The organism is Bifidobacterium avesanii, from assembly GCF_009299475.1.
Taxonomy (GTDB): Bacteria; Actinomycetota; Actinomycetes; order Actinomycetales; family Bifidobacteriaceae; genus Bifidobacterium; species Bifidobacterium avesanii.
Genome location: NZ_WBSN01000002.1, coordinates 99,865 through 122,155, shown reverse-complemented (window position 1 = coordinate 122,155; position 22,291 = coordinate 99,865). Strand labels below are relative to the sequence as shown.

Sequence of the window (22,291 nt, the reverse complement as noted above, 5' to 3'; positions counted from 1 at the left end):
AACGTTTCCTCACGTCGCGGTTGGACGTGAACGGCTTGATTCCGGCGAAAACGGTGTGCGGATGAGCATGGTGCCGGTTCACGGGGCGGCAGGGGCGACATCCCGCGAACCGGCGAACAGCCCGACGAGTTGTCTGACGGAGTCGTCCGACAACTCGGGCGGTGTCGGCGGCTCAGCGCCGCGCGCCCAGCTTGGCGACGCCCGCGGCCACCAGCGACGCCACGACGGCCTTGATCACGTCGCCGGCCACGAAGCCCATGGACGCCAGCGCGACGGCGGCGAGCGGGGCGCCGGTGAAGGCCGACTGGATCACGAAGCCGAACGCGTAGACCACGCCCACGCAGCCGACCAGCGCCGCGCCGAACAGGCGGGCCAGACGCAGCGCCATGCCCGCCGCGCCCGCGCCGGTGGCGGAATCGCCCTTGAGCAGGGCCGTCGCCACCACGCCGGGCAGGAAGCCGATGAGGAAGCCGGCGCTCGGTCCGAGCAGCGCGGCGGTGGAGGCACCGCCCGCGAACACCGGCAGGCCCGCGGCGCCGGCGGCCAGATACACGGCGACCGAAGCGCCGGCCTCGCGCCAGTTCAGCGTCAGTGCGGCCAGCATGACCACGAAGGTCTGCAGCGTGATCGGCACCGGCGTGCCCGGCACCGGGATTTCGCCGGCGGCCGCGGCGCCCCACAGCAGTGCGGCGAACAGGGCCACGCGTCCGGCGGGGGCCAAGACGCGCAGGGCGGCGGGCGCGGCGGCGCCGGCGGTGATCGAAGAAGACTGGTGATGGTTGACGGACATGGCGTTCCTTTCTGTCAGGATGTCTGCCAGGACGCGCCCCGCGGCAACGGTCGCCGCGAAGCGTCCGGCCCGAAGCGAAGGCGTGCGCCGGGCCGTCGGCCGGGGCGCGCGAAGCCTCGAGACGAATGGAGGCCCCGCGCGATCGCCCGGAATGGTACGGCCATGGTAGGGCCGTCGACGCTACGGAGGCGTTTGTGGGAATCCACAAAACCGGCGCGGGTTTTTTGTCGGGCCCGCCCATGACCGCTCCCGGCGTCCGGCCCTAGGTTGGAAACATGACCGTTTTCGCCGTTCCCTCCATGCCGCTCACCGAGCGGGCGTCCGACGCGTTCGACGCGCTCGCCGAGGTGGATTCCACCAACGCCGAGCTGCGCCGCCGGTGCCTCGCCGGGGATCCGTTCGTGCGCCGGCTCGAGGCGCTCGCGAACGGGCGGGGAAGCGATGCGAAGACGGTGAAACAGGGGGAAGGCACCGCGCCGATTGGCGTGCTGGCCGCGCAAACCCAGTCGGGCGGCCACGGGCGGTTGGGGCGCTCGTGGTCCGACGCCGCGGGCGAATCGTTCGTGGCGTCGTTTCTGGCCGTCCTGCCGCGCGGCCTCGTATTTGGCGACGACGCCGGCTGGCTGACCATGGCCGCCGGCGTGGCCGCCGTGGACGGCGTGACAAGCGTGACGGCCGTGACCGGCGCGCTGCCCGACCATGACGGCGGCGCGGCGGTGCGCCTCAAATGGCCGAACGACGTGTTCGTGACGGACGCCGACGGGTCGCACGGCCGCAAGCTGGGCGGCATCCTCACCGAAGCCGCCGAGCTGACGGGTGGTACGGACAACGTCGCGCTCATCATCGGCATCGGCCTGAACCTCGCCATCCCCGCCGACCGTCTGCCCACCGATCTGGCCACCTCGCTGCAGCTGCGCTTCGGCCCGCTGCCGCCGTTCGACGAACTGCGCGACCGGATCGGCGCCGGCATCGTCGCGACCCTGCGCCGCGAACTGGGCGCGCTGGCCGCCGATCCGGCCGCCGCCTCCCGTGCGCTGCACGAACGCGTGCGGGCGCTGTGCTGGACGATCGGCCGGCCGGTGGAGGTCCGCCGCGTGGACGGGAGCGTGCTGCGCGGCGTGGCGAGGGACATCGCCGCCGACGCGTCGCTGATCGTCGGGGACGAAACGAGCGGCCCGGACGGAACCGGAGTCGAACATGTGGTGCGCACGGGGGACGTGGGCGTGCTGGCGCCGGAGACCGACGCCGCGCCCGGCGCAAACGAGAACACGAACGCGAATAACACGGACAACGACAACACGGACAACACGGAAAGGAACGCATGAAGAAGCTGCTGGTCGCCAACCGAGGCGAGATCGCGCTGCGCGTGGTGCGCACGGCCCAGGAGATGGGCATCGCCACCGTGGCCGTCTACGCCGATCAGGACCGCGACGCCCAATACGTGCAGATGGCCGACGAAGCCTATCTGCTGCCGGGCGACACGTACCGCGACACGTATTTGAACGAGGACCTGCTCATCGACATCCTGCGCCGATCGGGCGCGGACGCCGTGCACCCCGGCTACGGGTTCCTTTCGGAGGTGGCGGACTTCGCGCGCAAGGTGCAGGAGGCCGGCGCGGTCTGGGTGGGCCCGGCGCCGCACGCCCTGACCGCCCTGGGCGACAAGATCAGCGCCAAGCGCGTGGCCAAAAACGCCCGCGTGCCCTCGATCCCCGGCATCGCCGAACCGGTGAAGGACCTGCGCACGCTGCTCGACTTCGCGCACACGCACGGCTACCCGATCATGATGAAGCGCACGGACGGCGGCGGCGGACACGGCATCACCGTGGTGCGCAACGACGACGAGATGCGCGGCTTCTACCTGAACCACGACGCGCTGCAGGGCGGCGACCTCGACGAGTACTTCATCGAGAAGTTCATCGACCGCTCCCGCCACGTGGAGACCCAGTCCGGCCGCGACAGCCACGGCAACTTCACCGTGTACTCCACACGCGACTGCACCGTGCAGCGCCGCAACCAGAAGCTCATCGAGGAGGCGCCCGCCCCGTTCCTGACCGAGGACACGCTGCGCCAGCTCACCGGATACTCCCGTCATCTGTTCGAGGAGGTCGGCTACGTGGGCCTCGGCACCTGCGAGTTCATGGTCACCCCGGCCGGCAAGGTCTACTTTCTCGAGGTCAACCCGCGCCTTCAGGTGGAGCATACGGTGAGCGAGGAGGTCTCCGGCCTCGATCTGGTGCGCGAGCAGCTCACCATCGCGTCCGGCGGCGAGCTTACCGAGGCCCCGGCCCCGCGCGGCCACAGCTTCGAGCTCAGGATCACGTGCGAGGACCCGGCCACCAACCTCACACCGAGCGCCGGCACGCTCACCAAGCTGGCGTGGCCGTCCGGCCCGGGCATCCGCGTCGACTCCGGCGTGGAGGAGGGCGACACGGTCTCCCCGAAGTTCGACTCCATGATGGGCAAGCTCGTCGTCACCGCACAGAGTCGCGAGGCCGCCGTGGCCCGCGTGCGCCGCGCCCTGCGCGAGCTGACCGTCGAGGGCGTGCCCACCCCGGCGAGCCTGTACGCCAAGATCTTCTCCGACCCGTGTTTCACCGCCGAGCACGGCCACCCGTTCGACGTGAGCACCAAGTGGCTCGAGCGCACGTACCTCAACCGCGAGCCGCAGGCCGTGAACTCCGGCCAGCCCGCGTCGCTCGCCGCGCCCGCCGCCGCGCCCGAGCGCCCGCTCACCGAGACGTTCGTGATCGAGGTGGACGACCGCCGCGTCAAGCTCACCGTGCCGCAGGAGATCGTGGACGGCCTGACCGGCTCCCCGCGCCTCCAGCACGGCGGCGCGCGCCGGCCCACGCAGCCGTTGCGCGGCTCCGGGCTGCACTCCGCCGATCCGGCGGCCAAGCGCGCGGACGAGTCCAAGTCCGGCGTGATCGCCTCGCCCATGCAGGCCGTCGTCACGCGCATCTCCGTGGCGGAGGGCGAGCAGGTGGCCAAGGGCGACCTGCTGGTGGTGCTCGAGTCCATGAAGATGGAGAACTACGTGTACGCGCCCGTCAAGGGCACGGTGACCAAGATCTTCGTCTCGCCCGGCGACGGCGTGGAGGCCGGCGCGACGCTCGTCACGCTCGACGTGAACGCGCCCGCCGCCAAGCCCGCAGCCGATCAGGGGAAGGAGCAGTCATGACCGACATCATCAGCGCCCCCGCCACGCAGCGCGCGATCGACGCGGATTCCCGCGCGAACGCCGCGAACGCCGCGCGGCGGCCTCAGGACGCCCCGCGTACCCAGCCGCTGCGCCAGGCCGTCGTGCGCGCCGCCCAGCTCGCCCGCGACGCCGAGGAGCACGCCCGCACCCGCCAGCACGCCAAGGGCAAGCGCACCGCGCGCGAACGCCTCGACCTGCTGTTCGACACCGGCACGTTCGAGGAGATCGGCCGCTTCGCCGGCGGCAACATCAACGAGGGCGTGGCCGGCAGCGCCGTGATCACCGGCTTCGGCGAGATCTACGGGCGCAAGGTGGGCGTGTACGCGCAGGACTTCTCCGTCAAGGGCGGCACGCTCGGCGCCGCCGAGGGCGCGAAGATCTGCCATCTCATGGACAAGGCGCTGGACCTGAAGGTCCCGGTCGTCGCCATCGTCGACTCGGGCGGCGCGCGCATCCAGGAGGGCGTGGCCGCGCTCACCCAGTACGGCCGCATCTTCAAAAAGACCTGCGAGGCGAGCGGCTTCATCCCGCAGATCTCGCTCATCCTCGGCCCGTGCGCGGGCGGCGCGGTCTACTGCCCGGCCCTGACGGACCTCATCATCATGACCCGCGAGCACTCGAACATGTTCGTCACCGGCCCCGACGTGGTCAAGGCCGCGACCGGCGAGACGATCAGCATGGACGAGCTCGGCGGCGGCTACGTGCACAACGCGGTCTCCGGCGTGGCCCACTACCTCGCGCAGGACGAGGCCGACGCGATCGACTACGCGCGCACGGTGCTCGCCTACCTGCCGTCCAACAGCGGCGAACAGCCGCCGGTCTACGCGTTCGGCTCGGGGCGCACGGAGCGCGAGGCGGCCAAGCGGCTCGCCTCGATCGTGCCGGAGAACGACCGCCAGCCGTACGACATGCTCGAGGTGATCCGCGCGATCGTGGACTACGGCGAGTTCGTGCAGGTGCAGGAGCTGTTCGGCGCCTCCGCGGTGGTCGGCTTCGCGTGCGTGGACGGGCGGCCGGTGGGCGTGGTGGCCAACCAGCCCAACGTGCGCGCCGGCATCCTCGACGTGGACTCCTCCGAGAAGGTGGCCCGGTTCGTGCGCCTGTGCGACGCGTTCAACCTGCCGGTCGTGACCCTGGTGGACGTGCCCGGCTACAAGCCCGGGTCCGACCAGGAGCACGCGGGCATCATCCGCCGCGGCGCCAAGGTGATCTACGCGTACGCCAACGCGCAGGTGCCCATGGTCACCGTCGTGTTGCGCAAGGCGTTCGGCGGCGCGTACATCGTCATGGGATCCAAGGCGATCGGCGCGGACATGAACTTCGCGTGGCCCACCTCCCAGATCGCCGTGCTCGGCGCGACCGGCGCGGTGAACATCATCCACCGCAAGGACCTGCTCAAGGCCAAGGAGGCCGGCAAGGACGTGGAGGCGTTGCGCCGCAAGCTCGCCGACGACTACGAGCGGACCACCGTCAACGCGAACCTGTCGCTCGAAATGGGCGAGATCGACGCGATGATCGACCCCGAGCAGACGCGCGAGGTGATCGAGGAGTCGCTGCGGCTGCTCGCCACCAAGCGGCGCGTCAGGCGCACCGGCAAGCACCACGGCAACCAGCCGCTGTAGTCGACCGGCCGCCCGCAATCACACGTACACCCGAGAAACCAGCAAATACAAAGGAAACCCACATGACAGACGCATTCTTCCTCACCCGCCTCGCCGACCAGCCGCACGCGCTGGCCTTCGCCGGGCAGTCCACCCCGTGGCCCGTCGCGCTCGCCGACGAGACCGCCGACCCCGCGCTCGACGCCTCCCTGCGCGCCCACGCCGCCGAGGCCCGCCGCATCCTCACCCCGGTGGCCGCCGACCTGCTCGCCACCACCGGCCGCCCGGTCGACCTGTTCGGCTTCGAGCCCAACCCGGCCCGCCTCGGCGCCGCGGCGGACGCCCCGGCCAGCGTGCCCGGCATCGCGCTCGCCCAGCTGGGCGCCCTGCTCGACGCCCGCGCCCTCGGCTACGACGCCGCCACGGCCAAGCCGCTCGCCGTGCTCGGCCACTCGCAGGGCATCCTCGCCGTGCACATGGTGCAGGCCGCGCGCAGGGCCGGCTCCTTCGAGGCCGCCGCACGAGAGATCGACGAGATCCTCGCCATCGCCACCCTGATCGGCGTGGCCGGCACGCGTCAGGCGCGTCTGAAGGCCCTGCACTCGCGCTCCGGCGAGGCCACCCCCATGCTCAGCGTCAAGAACGCCACCCGCGCGCAGGTGGACGCCCTGATCGCGCGCGTCGCCAACCCGCGCGGGCCCATCGCCATCGCCGTCACCAACTCCGCCAGCCACTACGTGCTCTCCGGCTACCCGGAGGACCTCGGCGCGTTCGAGGTCGAGGCCGGCAAGGAGCACGCCCGCCAGGCCAAGCTGCGCGAGGAGAAGGTGCGCGGCGGCCGCGTGTTCGACCCCACGCTCGAATACCTCGACGTGACCCTGCCGTTCCACTCGCCGCTCATGGCCGACGCCGTCGAGCAGACCGTCGAGTGGGCCGAGGCGTGCGGCCTCGACGCCGGACACGCCCGCGCGCTCGCCGGGGAGGTGTTGCTCAACCACGTGGACTGGGCGTCCCGCGTGCGCGAAACCATGCAGTCCGTCGACCCGGCCACGCTGTGGGTCGTGGACTTCGGCCCCGGCGCGATCGTCGGCAAGCTGCTCGCCACCGTGGCGCAGGGCACCGGCGTGGGCGTGGTGGACGCCTCCACCACGGCCGCCCGCGCCGCGCTGTCCACGCTCGAGGGCGAGCCGGCCCGCGCGCAGAACTGGGCCCGCTTCGCCCCGCGCGTGGCGCACACCCCGGCCGGAGACAAGGTCGTCACCGCGTTCAGCGAGCTCACGGGCAAGCCGCCGGTGCTGCTCGCCGGCATGACCCCCACCACCGTGGAGCCGGAGATCGTGGCCGCGGCCGCCAACGCCGGCTATTGGGCCGAGCTCGCCGGCGGCGGCCAGGTGACCGCCGAGGTGTTCGACCGTCACGTGGCCGGGCTCGAAAAGGAGCTCGAGGAGGGCCGCACGGTCGAGTTCAACGCCATGTTCATGGACCGCTACCTGTGGAACCTCCAGTTCGGCTCGCAGCGCATCGTGCCGAAGAAGCGCGCGTCCGGCGCGCCGATCGACGGCGTGGTCGTCTCCGCCGGCATCCCCGAGCAGGACGAGGCCGTCGAACTGGTGAAGTCCCTCAACGCCGACGGATTCCCGTACGTGTGCTTCAAGCCCGGAACCGTCGAGCAGATCCGCGCGGTGGTGCGCATCGCCAAGGCCGTGGCCCCCGCGAAGGTGATCGTCGAGGTGGAGGGCGGCGCGGCCGGCGGCCACCACAGCTGGGAGTCGCTGGACGACCTGCTCACCTCCACGTACGCCGAAGTGCGCGAGCAGCCGAACCTCGTGCTCGTGGCCGGCGGCGGCATCGGCACCCCGTCCCGCGGCGCCGACTACATCACCGGCGCGTGGTCGCTCGCCTACGGCCTGCCCGCCATGCCGGTCGACGGCGTGCTCGTGGGCACCGCCGCCATGACCGCCAAGGAGGCGCACACCAGCCCGCAGGTCAAGCGCATGCTCGTTGAGACGCCCGGCATCGACCCGAAGGCCGCCGACGACGACCCGTTCGCCCCGATCGGCGAGCGCTGGGTGCCGTCCGGCAAGTCCGTGGGCGGCGTCGCCTCGGGACTCAGCCACCTGCACGCGGACATCTACGAGGTGGAGAACGCCTCCGCCCGCTGCGGCCGCCTGCTCGTGCGCGTCATGAAGCACCCGGAGGAGCTCGAATCCCGCCGCGGGGAGATCATCGAGGCGCTCGACGCGACCGCCAAGCCGTACTTCGGCGACCTCGCGTCCATGACCTACCTCGACTGGGCCCGCCGCTTCGCCGATCTTTCGTTCCCGTGGGCCGACCCGACCTACGCCGACCGCTTCCTGCACCTGCTGCAGCGCATCGAGGCCCGCGTGCGCGACCAGGAGTCCGGCGAGTTCGCCTCCCTGTTCGCCGGCCGCGCGGACGTGGAGGACGACCCGGCCGCCGCGATCGACCGCCTCGCCGAGGCGTATCCGGCCGCGGGCGAGCTCAAGGTGGTGCCGGCCGACGTGGCGTGGTTCCCCGTGCTCGTGCGCGAATACCCCAAGCCCATGCCGTTCGTGCCGGTCATCGACAACGACCTGCTGCGCTGGTGGGGTCAGGACCAGCTGTGGCAGTCCGAGGACCCGCGCTATTCCGCCGATTCCGTGCGCGTGATCCCCGGCCCGATCTCCGTGGCCGGCATCACGAGCGTGGACGAGCCGATCGCGGACATCCTCGGCCGCTTCGAGCGGGCCATGGTCGAGCGCGTGGCGGGGGAGGCGCAGCCCGCCTCCGACGCCGCCGATTCCGCCTTCGCCACGCTGGGCGCGGCCGAGACCCCGGAGGCGTTCATCCGCCGCAGCCCGAACATCTCGTGGGTCGGCCACCTCATGGCCAACCCCGCGTACGGCACGCCGGACGGCAGCGAGGACTACGAGATCCGCCACGTCGCCTCCACTGAGCGCGGCGACCTGTACGACCTCGACATCCACCTCGACACCTACTGGGACAACGACCCGGACGGCGGCCGATCCAAGCACGCCGTGCACGACATCGTCATCCCGCTGCTCGTGGACGCCGGCGAACCCGGCCGCGTGCCGGTCGTGGACCGCGAGACCCTGCCGGAGCACGTGTACGCCATGCTCGCCGCCACCGCCGGCATCGGCAACACCGCCATCACCGGCGACAGGCTCGAGGCCATGCCCGCGGTGGACGCGTCCGCCGCCGCCAGGGACGCCGGCCACCCGTTCGGCGTCGCCCACGCCTCCTACACGCTGTCCGCGAACCTCGGCTTCGACCACGAGGCGGCCACCGGCGGCGCCCTGCCCGCGAGCCTCGTGCCCTCGCGCATCGCCCCGGACGCGCTCGTCGGCCCCGCATGGCCGGCCATCTACGCGGCCCTCGGCTCCGTGTACGTCAACGGCTTCCCGGTCATCGAGGGCCTGCTCAACGCCGTGCACCTCGACCACCTCATCGCGCTCGAGGTCACCGAGGCGGAGCTCCTCGGGCACACCGGCGAAACCGTCTCGCTGACCAGCTGGGCGGAGGACTACCTCGAATCCGCGTCCGGCCGCGTGGTGACCATCCACGTCACCCACACCGCCGCCGACGGCACCGTGCTCGCCCGCGAGACCGAGCGCTTCGCCATCCGCGGCCGCGCCTACTCCGACGCCCTGCCGCCCGAGGCCCCCGACCACGGCGGCGTCGACGCGGACGTGCTCGGCACCCCGCGCCGCCTGCTGCGCCGCGTCACCGTCGCCGCCCCCGGCGACATGACCGCGTTCGCCCGCACCTCCGGCGACTTCAACCCGATCCACACCTCCGTGCGCGGCGCCCGCATCTCCGGGCTCGCCGCCCCGCTCGTGCACGGCATGTGGCTGTCCGCCACCGCGCAGCACGCCGTGCAGGCCACGGACGACAAGGGCGCCCACTACGAGATCGCCGGATGGACGTACAACATGTACGGCATGGTCCAGCTGAACGACAAGGTGGAGATCAGCGTGGAGCGCGTGGGCAAGGTGAACCACGGCGGCATGGCGCTCGAAGTCACCAGCCGCATCGACGGCCAGCTCGTCTCGCGCGGCACCGCCGTGGTGCGCGCGCCCAAGTCCGCGTTCGTCTACCCCGGCCAGGGCATCCAGAAGCAGGGCATGGTGCTCGACGAGCGCGCCAAGTCCGCCGCCGCCCGCGACGTGTGGGAGCGCGCCGACAGGCTCACCCGCTCCAAGCTTGGGTTCTCGATCCTCGCCGTCGTGCGCGATAACCCCAAGGAGCTCACCGCCAACGGCGTCACCTACCGTCACCCGGAGGGGCTGCTCAACCTCACGCAGTTCACGCAGGTCGCGCTCGCCACCGTGGCGTTCGCCCAGACCGCCCGACTGCGCGAGGCCGGCAGCGACATCTGGCCCGCCTACTTCGCCGGCCACTCGCTCGGCGAATACAACGCGCTGAGCTCCTTCGCCGGCATCATCCCGCTGGAGACCGTGCTCGAGCTCGTGTTCCACCGCGGCTCCACCATGCACCACCTCATCGAGCGCGACGCGCAGGGCCGCTCCAACTACCGCATGGGCGCGCTCCGCCCCAACCAGTTCGGCGTGGGCGACGACGGCGTGAAGGACTACGTGTCGTCCGTGGCCAAGGCGAGCGGCGAGTTCCTCGAGATCGTCAACTACAACCTCGCCGGCGCGCAATACGCCGTGGCCGGCACGATCGCGGGCCTCAAGGCGCTCGCGGCCGACGCCAACCGCCGCGCCAAGGAGGCGGGCGGCAAGCCGGCGTTCATGCTCGTGCCCGGCATCGACGTGCCGTTCCACTCCACGCTGCTTCGCAAGGGCGTGCCGGAGTTCCGCGACAAGCTCGACGCCCTGCTGCCCAAGACCATCGACTACCGCGGCCGCCTCGTGGGCCGCTACATCCCGAACCTCGTGGCCTCGCCGTTCGAGATGACCCGCGAGTTCGCGCGGAAGATCCTCGACGTGGTGCCCTCCGAGCGCATCCGCAAGGCGCTCGAGGACCCGGCCATGTGGGATTCCTACGCGGCGGACGACCAGAAGCTCGGCCGACTGCTGCTGACGGAGCTGCTCTCGTGGCAGTTCGCCTCCCCGGTGCGCTGGATCGAGACGCAGGCGCTGCTCTTCGGCGACGAGTCCCGCGGCGGTCTCGGCGTGGAGGAGTACGTGGAAGTGGGCCTCGGCAACGCGCCGACCCTCGCCAACCTCGGCTCCAAGACCCTGCGCCTGCCCGACTTCAAGCACCGCCATGTGACCGTCTACAACGTGGGACGCGACGAGGGCAGGGTATATATGACGGATTCGGACTCGCTTGTGAGCGAGGACGAATCCGTGGCTGAGCCGACGAGCGGAAAGCCCACTGGGCTTTCCTCCGGCGAAGGCGGGCGCGACAGCGCCCGCAACGGCGGCGCAGCCGCCACACCGCAGACCGCTCCTGCCGCCCCGGCCGCTCAGCCCGCCGCCGCGTCCGCCCCGGTCGCCGTGACCCCGGCCGCCGGTTCCGCCGTCGCCGACCTTGGCTCGACCGCAGCCGGTCCCGCCGCGGACCTGCCCTTCAAGGCCGCCGACGCGATCGGCGTGCTCATGGCCTACGCCGCCAAGGTGCGCCTCGACCAGATCGGCTCCGACGACACCACCGACACGCTCACCAACGGCGTATCCTCCCGCCGCAACCAGCTGCTCATGGACATCAGCTCCGAGCTCGGCGTGGCCAGCGTGGACGGCGCCGCCGAGGCGACGCTCACCCAGCTCGCGCAGCTCGTCAACAAGGTGGCCCCGAACTACAAGCCGTTCGGCCCGGTGCTCTCCGAGGCGATCCGCGACCGCATGCGCGCCCTGTTCGGCGCGGCCGGCGTCAAGCCCGCGCACGTCCGCGAGCGCGTCACCGGCACGTGGCAGCTCGGCGAAGGCTGGGTGGCCGCCGTCACCGCCGCGCTTCTGCTCGACACCCGCGAGGGCGCCAGCTCCCGCGGCGGCGACCTCGCCAAGCTGCCCACCGGCGCCGTGGCCAACGCGGCCGCCGCGGACCAGCTCATCGACGACGCCGTGGCCCTGGTCGGCCAGACCAAGGGCGTGGCCGTCTCCAAGCCCTCCTCCGGAGCGGGCGCGGGCGGCGCGGTGGTCGACTCCGCCGCGCTCGACGCCTTCGCCGAGAAGGTCACCGGCAAGGACGGCGTGCTCGCCGCCACCGCGCGCTTCGTGCTCAAGGAGCTCGGCGTGGCCGCCCCGGCGCCTGAACCCGGCGAGGACGAGAACGCCGCCGTCGTGGCCGCCGTGGACGCCGAGCTCGGCTCCGACTGGCCCAAGCAGGTCGAGCCGCGCTTCGACGCCAACAAGGCCATCCTGTTCGACGACCGCTGGGCCTCCGCCCGCGAGGACTTGGCGCGCGCGTTCTACGACCGCGACGCCGACGAGCTCGACGGCTCGTTCCTCGGCCTCGGCAAGGCCGTCGCGGACGAGGCCGCATGGTTCGCCTCCCGTCTGGGCGACGCCGACGGCTCCGACGCCGCCGCGCTCAAGGTCGCCTTCGCCCGCGTGGCCGCCGAGGCCCTCGAACCCGTCTCCGACTCCGCGGACGCCAGCCGCTTCGCCGGCGACGTGGCCGTGGTCACCGGCGTGGCCCCCAACTCCATCGCCGGCGAGGTCGTCACCGGGCTCTTGGCCGGCGGCGCCACCGTGATCGCCACCTCGCACAGCTTCCGCCTGTCCGTCAAGGCGTGGGCCAAGAAGGTCTACCGCGAGCACGCCGCCGGCGACGCCCGCCTGTGGCTCGTGCCCGCCAACCTGTCCAGCTATCGCGACGTGGACGCGCTGGTCAAGTGGGTCGGCGGCGTGCAGAAGAAGGTCAACGGCGCCACCACCACGATCCTCAAGCCCGCCTACGAGCCGAGCCTGTTCTTCCCGTTCGCGGCCCCGCCGGTCCACGGCACGCTCGCCGACTCCGGCCAGTTGTTCGAATCCCAGGCGCGCCTCATGCTCTGGGGCGTGGAGCGCGCGATCGCCGGCCTCGCCGCCATCGGCGCGGACACCGACGTGCAGCACAGACTCCACGTGGTCCTGCCCGGCTCCCCGAACCGCGGCCGCTTCGGTGGCGACGGCGCGTACGGCGAGGTCAAGTCCGCGTTCGACGCGATCGTCAACCGCGCCCGCGCCGAGCGCAACTGGTCCGACCGCGTCACCTTCGTCCACCCGAAGATCGGCTGGGTGCGCGGCACCGGCCTCATGGGCGGCAACGACCCGCTGGTCGAGGTCGTCGAGCGCCACGGCATCCACACGTACTCCACCGCGGACATCGCCGTGCGCCTGCTCGACCTGTGCACGGCCGACGCCCGCTCCCGCGCCGCCGAGGCCCCGCTCGACGTGGACCTGACCGGCGGGCTCGGCGACGAGCCGATCGACATCCGCGCGCTGCGCGCCGAGGCGGAGAGGGATGCCGCCGAACGTGCCGCCCGGGCCGAGGAAGCGGAGGAAACGGACGCGGCTGGCGCCGCGGCCGCCGGCGCCGCCTCGCGCTCGATGGGATCGCGCTCGGCGGCCGCGCTCAAGGCGCTGCCGACGCCGCACGTTCCCCGTCAGGCCCCGGTCGACCTTGATGCGTGGAAGTCGGTCACCGCGCGTCCCGAGGACGAGATCGTCATCGTCTCCGTGGGCGAGCTCGGCCCGTGGGGCTCCGGCCGCACGCGCTTCGAGGCCGAACTCGGCATCCACCCGGACGGCACGGTCGACCTGTCCGCCGGCGCGGTGCTCGAACTCGCGTGGAACATGGGCCTGCTCACCTGGCAGGACAGCCCCAAGCCCGGCTGGTACGACGCCGACGGCAACCTCGTTCCCGAGGAGGACATCGCCGAGCGCTACCACGACGAGGTCGTGGCCCGTTCCGGCATCCGCCCGTTCGACGAGGGCATGGGCGGCGACTACAAGGACGGCGCCGACGAGGAGGAGGCCGAGGTCTATCTGGACCACGACGTCGCCTTCTCGGTGCCCACCGAGGACGTGGCGCGCGAATACGCCAAGCTCGACGAGGCCCACACCTCCATCGAACGCGACGCCGAATCCGGCGAGTGGACCGTCACCCGCCACGCCGGCTCCATGATCCGCGTGCCCCGCCGCGCCACCATGACCCGCACGGTCGGCGGCCAGTTCCCCAAGGGCTTCGACCCGGTCAAGTGGGGCATCCCCGCCTCCATGGTGGGCGACGTGGACGAGATCGCGCTGTGGAACATCGTGACCACCGTGGACGCCTACCTGTCCGCCGGCTTCACGCCCGCCGAGATCCTGCGGTCCATCCACCCCTCGCTCGTCGCGAGCACGCAGGGCACCGGCTTCGGCGGCATGGCCTCCATGCGCAAGCTCTACCTCGACCGGTTCCTCAACCACGAGATCCCGACCGACATCCTGCAGGAGGCGCTGCCGAACGTGGTCGCCGCGCACGTGATGCAGTCGTACATCGGCGGCTACGGCAACATGGTCCAGCCGGTCTCCGCCTGCGCCACCGCGGCCGTCTCGCTCGAGGAGGGCTTCGACAAGATCGCCCTCGGCAAGGCCGACTTCGTGGTCACCGGCGCGATCGACGACATTGGCGTGGAATCCGTGATCGGCTTCGGCAACATGAACGCCACCGCCAACTCCGCGGAAATGTATGGCAAGGGCATCGACGCGCGGTTCTTCTCCCGTGCGAACGACCGTCGCCGCGGCGGCTTCGTGGAGTCCCAGGGCGGCGGCACGATCCTGCTCACCCGCGGCGACATCGCGCTCAGGCTGGGCCTGCCGGTCGCCGGCGTGATCGGGTACGTGCACAGCTTCGCGGACGGCGCCCACACGTCCATCCCGGCCCCGGGCCTCGGCGCGCTGGCCGCCGGCATGGGCGGACGCGACTCGAAGCTGGTGCGCGACCTCGCCCGCCTCGGCGTCGCCCCGGACGACATCGCCGTGGTCTCCAAGCACGACACGTCCACCAACGCCAACGACCCCAACGAGTCCGAGCTGCACAACACGCTGGCCCACGCCATCGGGCGCACGGACGGCAACCCGCTGTTCGTCATCTCGCAGAAGACCCTCACCGGCCACGCGAAGGGCGGCGCCGCGATCTTCCAGATCAACGGCCTCACCCAGCTGTTCCGCTCCGGCGTCATCCCGGCCAACGCGTCGCTCGACTGCGTGGACCCGAAGCTCGCGCGCGACGACCACATGGTCTGGCTGCGCACCCCGCTGCACGTCGGCGCGGGCGCGGTCAAGGCGGGCCTCGCCACGTCGCTCGGCTTCGGTCACGTCTCCGGCTTTGTGGCCGTGGTGAACCCCGGCGCGTTCGAGGCCGCCGTGGCGCACACCGCGGGCGCCGAAGCGCTGGAGACGTGGCGTCGCCGCGCCAACGAGCGCCTCGCCGCCGGCCAGCGCCGCCTCGAGGAGGGCATGATGGGCCGCGCCCCGCTGTACGAGCCCATCGAGAACCGCCGCTTCCGCGAGGACGGCACGAAGCTCGCCGACGGCACGCGCTACAACGCCCACGAGGTCGAAAAGGCCATGCTCCTCAACCCCGACGCCCGTCTCGGCGCCTCCGGCTTCTTCGAAGCCTGAGCCGTTCGAATTTGGGTCCCGCCTTCCGGGTTCCGCCGCCTCTCCGGAGGCGGAACCCTCGTTCGCGGTGTATGGCAGGCGCCCGAATCGGTGAAATGGTCCAGCTTCGTGACAAGCTGGCAGGAAAATGAGCTTTCGCGCGCTGTCTGCTCTGCTACTTGCCTTTCCTAGGGCAGATTTTGGCTCTGTCGGACATCTACTCGCTCTTCCGAGGGCACTTGCTTTTGGACAGCGCCTTATGCCCGCATTGCAATATGGCCGTTTTCCGGTCATTGTTCACCGCGGATTGGCCGGACGGCGTCGTGCCGGTGCCCTCGGAAAGGCGAGTAGATGTTCGCAATGCACGGAATCTGCCCTAGGAAGGGCGAGTGGCGCGACGTTGGCGCTTTCCCATGGGAATTGCGCAGTCCATTGTGCAGTATTTGCGCAGTGTGCAGCGGATCCTTCGGTGCGCGGACGCCCATCTGCATAGTGCGCAGTACCCTCCGTAGCAGTGATGCTTCACGCATGATGCAAAAGGGCGGAATTCGCCCTTGCGAAGAGGATTTTTCCGGTGGCGCGGGCGGGCATGTACTGCATACTATGCAGATAGGTGTTTTCAGCATCCGAAATCTGCCGCACACTATGCGAATAGTTCGTCCAGCCGTGTTGGGTGGCTTCGGCGGAACCGCGGAGTTGCTTTCGCGCTGACATTGTGCCGCGCTGGGTCGTAATCCGCACGGGACGACCATCGTATTGCAATGGTATTTACCGCATTCCGCCTCCATAACGCCTGTGCATCGCATTCCCGGATTGCGTTCATTGTGCCGCCGATGCGCCGCGTTGGGAAGATGCGGGCGTACCGCAACGGCGGCATACTGCGTTGGGGGTGTGCGACCGCCGTGCCGCAGCGGCATTCCTTTCCATTTCACCTGCACATTGCATCCCTGGGCTGTGAAGTCGTTGCATCGCCGACGCATCACACTGAGAAGAGACCGCTGTTCCGCAACGGTGTTTATTCCCTGTTCCTCCCGCACGTTGCGTTCCCGGTTTGCGTTGCCGCGTGCGCCGCGTCGGCGTTTTCCGGGTCATCTCATGGTCTGCCATGTGGTCTGTCTCCATGACGCAGGGGGCATTTTTGCCGTTCCACACGTGTGCTGCGTTCCCGGCTTGCGGCCTGACGTACGGGCGGCGCGTCGAATTGCCTCGTAATAGGATGGTGGTCGGAAACGCATGCGGTATATAAGGAGCGCACATGATCCTCGGATTGGGCCATGACGTGGTGGATCTGGCCGCGTTCGCCGGGCAGCTCGCCGAGCCGGGCACCCGCATGCGCGCCCTGTTCTCCGCCCGCGAGCTGCGGCAGGCCTCGGCCCGTGCGGCGGCGAAGCACGACGCCGAGTCCACGCATCTGGCCGGCAAGTGGGCCGGCAAGGAGTCGGTGCTCAAGGCGTGGTGCGAGGCGCTGGGGGAGAGGCCCAACCCGTACACGCTCGACGATTTCCCCTGGTCCGGCGTGGAAATCCTCGACGATTCCCGCGGCCGCCCGGGCGTGGTCCTCCACGCGAACGTGCACCGCGCGCTGGCCGAGTCGTTGGCCGAGTCGTTGGGCGAATCGTTAGCCGGGCCGCCGGCCGGGTTGCTGGGCGGGCTGTCGGGTGGATCGTCGGTCGGGCCGTTGAATGAGCCCCCCTCTCAAATGCCGCCCACCGCACGCGAGGCGCCATTCATCTGGCACATCTCGCTGAGCCACGATGGCGGCGTCGCCTCGGCGGTGGTCCTGCTGGAGGTCCGCGCCCGGGCATAGGCTTCCCGGCCGCCTTCCGCCATGCGCAAGCGCATCCCGCCCGTGCAAAAGTTGCAGATCCGAGCGCATACAGTCGAATATAAGGCCGATACGCGCACGGTTCTGCAACTTTTGCCATATAGATGAGGTGCAGCCGAGGGCGGCATGCGGTCGGCGTGGTGAAATGAGCTGCGGCGCGACATGGTGTGCGGGCGTGAACCCGCAACACCCGTAACGCTTCCCTGTGCATTCCAGTGTGTCCGGCTCCGTGCAAAAGTTGCAGAACCGTGCGTATACAGGCCTCATATCGGATCGGATGCGCACGGTTCTGCAACTTTTGCACAGGGCCGGGGCGCGGCTGGGCGAGACGTGTCGCGGCGCACGGCAATGAGGTGTGGTATGCGGCAATGAAGTGTGGTATGCGGCGCTGGGCGGAGGCTCGCATACACGAGTTGCGACGTCCGCGTAAACAAATCCACCTGCCCGCATAGCGTGTCGAACCGGTTTGATATAGTCTGTTCCCAAGCGTCAAAGGTCTGACGCCCACATATAACCGTGCACCGACGCGCCGGCACATACCGCTGTGCACCGCTCACCGCCATGGTCCGCCATGGACATATGCCGCCACGCACCGGTCATGCACTTGAGGAAGGAACGAAGGAGTTCGCCCATGGCCCAGGCAAACACTCAGGCACACACCCCGGCTCGCCCCCAGCCGTCCACCAGCGCCCGCGCCGCCGAGAACCGCGCCGCCCACGCCCCCAACGCCGCATTCGCCGCCCGCCTCGCCCGCCACCGCGACGAGCTCGAGTGGCTGTTCATGGAGCTCTACGACGACCGCACCGCGCTCGACGCCCTGACCGCCGCCATGGCCGAAGCCGCCGCGGCCCGCCCCGACGACCTGCGGCGGCTCGACGTCGAACGCGAGCGGGACCCCGAGTGGTACAAGCGCGGCGACATGTTCGGCATGACCATGTACAGCGACCTGTTCGCCGGCGACCTCAAAAGGCTCGCGAAGAAGATCCCCTATTTGAAGGAGCAGAAGCTCACCTACCTGCACCTCATGCCGCTGCTGCAGATGCCGCATCCGAACAACGACGGCGGCTACGCGGTCGAGGACTTCGACAACGTGGACCCCCGCTTCGGCACCAACGAGGACCTCGCCGCGCTCACCAAGCAGCTGCGCGCCAACGGCATCAGCCTGTGCCTCGACTTCGTCATGAACCACACGGCCTCCACCCACCGCTGGGCCAAGGCCGCGCAGGCCGGCGACCCCGAGTATCAGGACTACTACTTCTGCTACGACGACCGCACCGTCCCGGACGAGTACGACGCGCACGTCCCGCAGGTCTTCCCCAACACCGCGCCCGGCAACTTCAGCTGGAACGAGCGGATGGGCAAGTGGGTCATGACCCAGTTCTACCCGTTCCAGTGGGACCTGAACTACCGCAACCCGAAGGTGCTCGTGGCCATGATGAGCTCCGTGATGCACCTCGCGAACCTGGGCGTGGAGGTGTTCCGCCTCGACGCCGTGCCGTACATCTGGAAGGAGCTCGGCACCAACTGCCGCAACCTGCCGCAGGTCCACACCATCGTGCGCATGCTGCGCATCGTGCTCGAATGCGTCTGCCCGGCCGTGGTGCTCAAGGGCGAGGTGGTCATGGCGCCCAAGGAGCTCGCCGCCTACTTCGGCACGCCGGAGAAGCCGGAATGCCACATGCTGTACAACGTGTCGATCATGGTGAACCTGTGGAGCGCGCTCGCCAACGGGGACGTCCGCCTGCTCAAGGCGCAGATCGACGCGCTGGACGCCCTGCCCTCGAACTGCTGGTTCGTCAACTATCTGCGCTGCCACGACGACATCGGCTGGGGTCTCGACGAGGACGAGGAGCGCCGCCTCGGCATCGATCCGCTCAAGCACAAGAAGTTCCTGTACCACTTCTACGAGGGCGCGGTGCCCGGCAGCTGGGCGATGGGCGAGCTGTACAACTACGACGAGACGTCCGGCGACGCGCGCAGCTGCGGCACCACGGCGAGCCTGACCGGCGTGGAGCGGGCGATCATCACGCATGACCGTCCCGCGCTGGACACGGCGGTGGACCGCGATCTGCTGCTGCACCGCGCGATGTCGTTCCTGCGCGGCTTCCCGATGTTGAGCTGCGGCGATGAGATCGCCCAGCTCAACGGCTGGGACTACAAGGAGGACCCGGACCGCATCGAGGACAGCCGTAACCTGCACCGCAGCAAGTTCGACTGGGCCAAGGCCGAGCTGCGCCACAAGCCCGGCACGCTGCAGAACCGCCTGTGGGAGGGCATGGAGGGCCTGCGCGAGATGCGCTCCGACGCCTGTTTCGCGCCCGACGCGTGGGTGACGTCGTGGGACGCGCACAACGACGCGGTGCTCGCCATGCTGCGCAAGGAGGGCGACCGCACGATCGTCGGCCTGTTCAACTTCTCCGCCGACCCGCAGTCCGTGCAATTGGACGCCGATCCGGCCTCGGGCGTGGCGTCCGGCCTCGCCGCCGACCTGAAGCCCTACGAGGCCCGCGTCGTCGAGCTGTAGCGCGGTGGTCGGCAGCCGCGGCGGCCGCGGAAAATAAATGATCGGGCCGGTCTTCCCAGCTGTGGAAGACCGGCCCGATCGTCGTCTCATCGGAGTTCCGGAGTCCCGGTGTCCCGGCGCCTCACTGCTCCGTGAACGCGTACTCCGTCATGCGCCGCAGCGCCTCCTCGACGCGCGACTTCGGCAGCGCAAGGTTCACGCGGATCGCGCACGGGTGCTCGAACAGTCGGCCGTCCTCCCACGCCACGCCCACGTCCCAGCCGCGCCGGACGAGCTCGCCGATTTCCACGCTGTGCGCCGCGCACCACTCGGTGCAGTCGAGGAACAGCATGTACGTGCCCTGCGGCATGGCCGTGTCCACGCCGGGGAAGTGCGCGCGGATGTAGTCGACCGCGAGCCGCGCGTTGTCGGTGAGCACGCCGAGCAGCTGGTCGAGCCACTCGCGTCCTTCGGGCTTGTAGGCGCCGATCAGCGCGTGCATGGACAGCACGTTCATGGCGTTGTAGATGGTCTTGTCGCTCACCGAGACGAGCCGGTCGCGCAGGTACTTGTTGTACGCGATGTGGTAGCTGCCCACGAGCCCGGCCAGCGAGAAGGTCTTGCTCGGCGCGTAGAAGGCGATCGTGCGTTCGCGCGCGTCGTCGCTCACCGACTGCGTGGGGATGTGGCGGTTGCCGGAGAGGATGAGGTCCGACCAGATCTCGTCGGAGACCACCACGCAGTCGTTCGCGCGGTACACCTCCATCGCGCGCTCGATCTCCCAGCGCTCCCACACGCGGCCCGTGGGGTTGTGCGGGCTGCAGAACACGGCCACGTGGATGTTGTTCTCCTTGAGCCGGCGGTCCATGTCGTCGAAGTCCATGCGCCACACGCCGTCCGCGTCGCGCCTCAGGGGGCTGTGCTCGATGCGGAAGCCGTTCTGCCCGATCGCGTGCGTGAAGCCGTTGTAGGTGGGGGAGTGAAGCAGCACCGCGTCGCCCGGCTGCGCGAACGCCTTGAGCGCGCTGACCACGCCGCCGAGCACGCCGTTCTCGTAGCCGATGTGCTCCGGAGCGAGCCCGGTCACGCCGTTGCGGTCGCGGTGCCAGTCGATGATGCTCCGGTAGTACGCATCGCTCGGGTCGAAGTAGCCGAACATGGGGTGCTCCATGCGATGGATGATCTCCTCGCGCACGGACGGGGCGGTGGGGAAGTTCATGTCCGCCACCCACATGGGGATCACGTCGAACCCCGGCTTGGGGGCGGACGGCGCGAATCCGGGCCTCGTCGTCGATCCCACCGCGTCGATGGCGATGGCGTCCTTGCCGTGCCTGTCGATGATCGAGGTGAAATCGTACTGTGCCATGCGTGGTGCTCCTTGCTGCCGTCGTCGCCTTGTGGGCGTGGGTCGATGGATTGACGCATGGCATTCTAACGCGTTCGCCCCGTCGACGCCCCGCGCGCCGCGTCCTCTTATATAGGGGCCGGCCGATTTTGCAAAGTCCGCGGGTGTATGCCATAATCGTGCACCGGAAGTTTCGCGGCTTCCATGCGGACGTAGCTCAATGGTAGAGCCTCAGTCTTCCAAACTGATTACGCGGGTTCGATTCCCGTCGTCCGCTCCACTGGGGTGACTTCATTCGCCGTTGATGCGGCTGAGGTATTCGATCGGCGTGATGGCGGGAATGGGCGACAGGGCGAAGTCCTTCACATTGTTGGTGACGATGAACGTTGCGTGCTCGCGTTCCGCGATGGCGGCGACGAATGAATCTTCGGTGTCCTTGAAGTTGTAGGACAATCCCCGCAGAATCGTCGTCTCGTCCAGCGGCGCCACGTGGGCGATGCCGAGGCAGAGCGACAGTGCCTGCCGCGCCCTGCCCCGGTTGGCGTTGGCTTCGACGATGTAGGCGATGGTCGCGGCGGCGTGCGCCGGCATCAAAAGCTCATGATCGGGACGGGTTGAGAGGCTCAGCAGGGCCGCGGAGGCGTCGCAGAGCGGCTTTCTTGACAGAATGACGTCAAGGAACACGTTGGTGTCGACGATGAGGCGGTTCATTGGTATTTCTCCACGAGATGGCGCCGATAGGCGTTCTCGTCCGCCGGCCCCCGTCCGATGCCCATGAGCGCCCGCACGGACGGCGATGGCGTTATGGCCTCGCCGCCTCCCAATGCGCTCAGGTAATCCTCCACGATGGATGACAGCGTGCGCCCCTGCTTTTTGGCATATTGCTTGCCGTTGGCGATGACTCGTTCGTCAATGCTGAGGGTCAGTTTGGCCATGGCGACACTCCTCGATCGGTGTACGTATATATGTGCTCATTATATACGTACACCAATGGAGCATGCGTTTCGTTGTGTTGCCCTCCCCGTTTCCCCCTATGTGGACGAGATCACAGAAAATCGTCGGCGATCATCGAGGGGCCCACGTTCCCGCCATTCGGGCATTTGCTCGCGTCTCGGGTAGCCGAACCCCACCATTCGGGTGGTCTCATCTTGGGTGTCTTCCGGCTAGCTTTCCCAAATAGTAGAAGCTTGCGGAACCGTCCGCATATAGGAGATGGGCTGAAAAGCTATGCGAGGGATTGCTGATTTGTTCTCCGCCATGCGCCCGACGACGAGGAAGTTCGTCGGCCGCGCCATCGCGGGAGTCGTCGCCGTGTCCATGATCGGAGCCGGCGTGGGATTCGGCGTGAGCGCCTACGCCGAGGACGCGAAGGGCGTTGCGGGGGCCGCAGCCACGCCGAGTGGACAGATTGATGCTGCGCGGTGAGCCAAGGCCTCAAATTCTGTTGCGACCGTGTCGCCGAGCG

The 22,291-nt window shown here is 69.6% G+C and carries 10 protein-coding genes, 1 tRNA gene and 2 pseudogenes; 9 read left to right on the top strand and 4 right to left on the bottom strand.

Annotated features, from left to right (window positions below; genetic code table 11):
• Positions 1–172 precede the first annotated feature (172 nt).
• On the bottom strand, positions 173–790 hold the full coding sequence (locus DSM100685_RS02020) for a biotin transporter BioY (RefSeq protein WP_152349700.1): 618 nt from the start codon (positions 788–790) through the stop codon (positions 173–175).
• Positions 791–1,065: 275 nt separating this feature from the next.
• On the opposite strand from DSM100685_RS02020, the gene DSM100685_RS02015 reads away from it, so the two are divergent.
• From DSM100685_RS02015 to DSM100685_RS01990, 7 genes and pseudogenes are all read left to right on the top strand, one after another.
• Positions 1,066–2,115 (top strand): biotin--[acetyl-CoA-carboxylase] ligase, encoded by a 1,050-nt coding sequence (locus DSM100685_RS02015; protein ID WP_152349699.1) that lies wholly within the window; start codon positions 1,066–1,068, stop codon positions 2,113–2,115.
• A complete protein-coding gene (locus tag DSM100685_RS02010; protein ID WP_152349698.1) occupies positions 2,112–3,974 on the top strand; it encodes an ATP-binding protein in 1,863 nt (620 codons plus the stop codon). The genes DSM100685_RS02015 and DSM100685_RS02010 overlap by 4 nt, the downstream gene beginning before the upstream one ends.
• Entirely contained in the window at positions 3,971–5,617 is a 1,647-nt protein-coding gene (locus DSM100685_RS02005) for an acyl-CoA carboxylase subunit beta (protein WP_152349697.1), read from the top strand. The genes DSM100685_RS02010 and DSM100685_RS02005 overlap by 4 nt, the downstream gene beginning before the upstream one ends.
• 62 nt (positions 5,618–5,679) lie before the next feature.
• Positions 5,680–13,060, top strand: a pseudogene (locus tag DSM100685_RS02000) (fatty acid synthase subunit beta domain-containing protein); the annotation flags it as partial.
• Between the two features lie 80 nt (positions 13,061–13,140).
• Positions 13,141–15,174: pseudogene (locus DSM100685_RS11165) on the top strand (beta-ketoacyl synthase N-terminal-like domain-containing protein); the annotation flags it as partial.
• 1,234 nt (positions 15,175–16,408) lie between these two features.
• A complete protein-coding gene (locus DSM100685_RS01995) occupies positions 16,409–16,960 on the top strand; it encodes a holo-ACP synthase (protein ID WP_152349695.1) in 552 nt (183 codons plus the stop codon).
• A gap of 649 nt (positions 16,961–17,609) precedes the next feature.
• Positions 17,610–19,502, top strand: coding sequence for an amylosucrase (locus tag DSM100685_RS01990; protein ID WP_152349694.1), 1,893 nt, complete (start codon positions 17,610–17,612; stop codon positions 19,500–19,502).
• Positions 19,503–19,623: 121 nt separating this feature from the next.
• On the opposite strand, the gene DSM100685_RS01985 is transcribed toward DSM100685_RS01990, so the two are convergent.
• Complete coding sequence (locus tag DSM100685_RS01985) at positions 19,624–20,847, bottom strand: MalY/PatB family protein (RefSeq protein WP_152349693.1); 1,224 nt, start codon at positions 20,845–20,847, stop codon at positions 19,624–19,626.
• Positions 20,848–21,032: 185 nt separating this feature from the next.
• On the opposite strand from DSM100685_RS01985, the gene DSM100685_RS01980 reads away from it, so the two are divergent.
• Positions 21,033–21,106 (top strand) — tRNA-Gly (locus tag DSM100685_RS01980).
• An 11-nt stretch (positions 21,107–21,117) separates the two neighbouring features.
• On the opposite strand, the gene DSM100685_RS01975 is transcribed toward DSM100685_RS01980, so the two are convergent.
• Both DSM100685_RS01975 and DSM100685_RS01970 read right to left on the bottom strand, forming a co-directional pair.
• Positions 21,118–21,537: a type II toxin-antitoxin system VapC family toxin gene (locus tag DSM100685_RS01975; protein ID WP_152349692.1), complete on the bottom strand. Its 420-nt coding sequence runs from the start codon at positions 21,535–21,537 to the stop codon at positions 21,118–21,120.
• Positions 21,534–21,761 carry a DUF6364 family protein gene (locus DSM100685_RS01970; protein WP_152349691.1) on the bottom strand — a complete coding sequence of 76 codons (228 nt, stop codon included), beginning with the start codon at positions 21,759–21,761 and terminating at the stop codon, positions 21,534–21,536. Before DSM100685_RS01970 ends, DSM100685_RS01975 begins: the two co-directional genes overlap by 4 nt.
• 292 nt (positions 21,762–22,053) lie before the next feature.
• Here DSM100685_RS01970 and DSM100685_RS01965 point away from each other — a divergent pair, with 292 nt between their 5' ends.
• The gene (locus tag DSM100685_RS01965) at positions 22,054–22,251 is read left to right on the top strand and encodes a hypothetical protein (protein ID WP_152349690.1); all 198 of its coding nucleotides are present in this window, start codon (positions 22,054–22,056) and stop codon (positions 22,249–22,251) included.
• Positions 22,252–22,291 lie beyond the last annotated feature (40 nt).

What these genes read in the sequence shown, in the direction of transcription:
- DSM100685_RS02020 (WP_152349700.1), bottom strand. Translation starts at nt 790, where the DNA reads ATGTCCGTCAACCATCACCAGTCTTCTTCGATCACCGCCGGCGCCGCC.
- DSM100685_RS02015 (WP_152349699.1), top strand. Translation starts at nt 1,066, where the DNA reads ATGACCGTTTTCGCCGTTCCCTCCATGCCGCTCACCGAGCGGGCGTCC.
- DSM100685_RS02010 (WP_152349698.1), top strand. Translation starts at nt 2,112, where the DNA reads ATGAAGAAGCTGCTGGTCGCCAACCGAGGCGAGATCGCGCTGCGCGTG.
- DSM100685_RS02005 (WP_152349697.1), top strand. Translation starts at nt 3,971, where the DNA reads ATGACCGACATCATCAGCGCCCCCGCCACGCAGCGCGCGATCGACGCG.
- DSM100685_RS01995 (WP_152349695.1), top strand. Translation starts at nt 16,409, where the DNA reads ATGATCCTCGGATTGGGCCATGACGTGGTGGATCTGGCCGCGTTCGCC.
- DSM100685_RS01990 (WP_152349694.1), top strand. Translation starts at nt 17,610, where the DNA reads ATGGCCCAGGCAAACACTCAGGCACACACCCCGGCTCGCCCCCAGCCG.
- DSM100685_RS01985 (WP_152349693.1), bottom strand. Translation starts at nt 20,847, where the DNA reads ATGGCACAGTACGATTTCACCTCGATCATCGACAGGCACGGCAAGGAC.
- DSM100685_RS01975 (WP_152349692.1), bottom strand. Translation starts at nt 21,537, where the DNA reads ATGAACCGCCTCATCGTCGACACCAACGTGTTCCTTGACGTCATTCTG.
- DSM100685_RS01970 (WP_152349691.1), bottom strand. Translation starts at nt 21,761, where the DNA reads ATGGCCAAACTGACCCTCAGCATTGACGAACGAGTCATCGCCAACGGC.
- DSM100685_RS01965 (WP_152349690.1), top strand. Translation starts at nt 22,054, where the DNA reads ATGCGAGGGATTGCTGATTTGTTCTCCGCCATGCGCCCGACGACGAGG.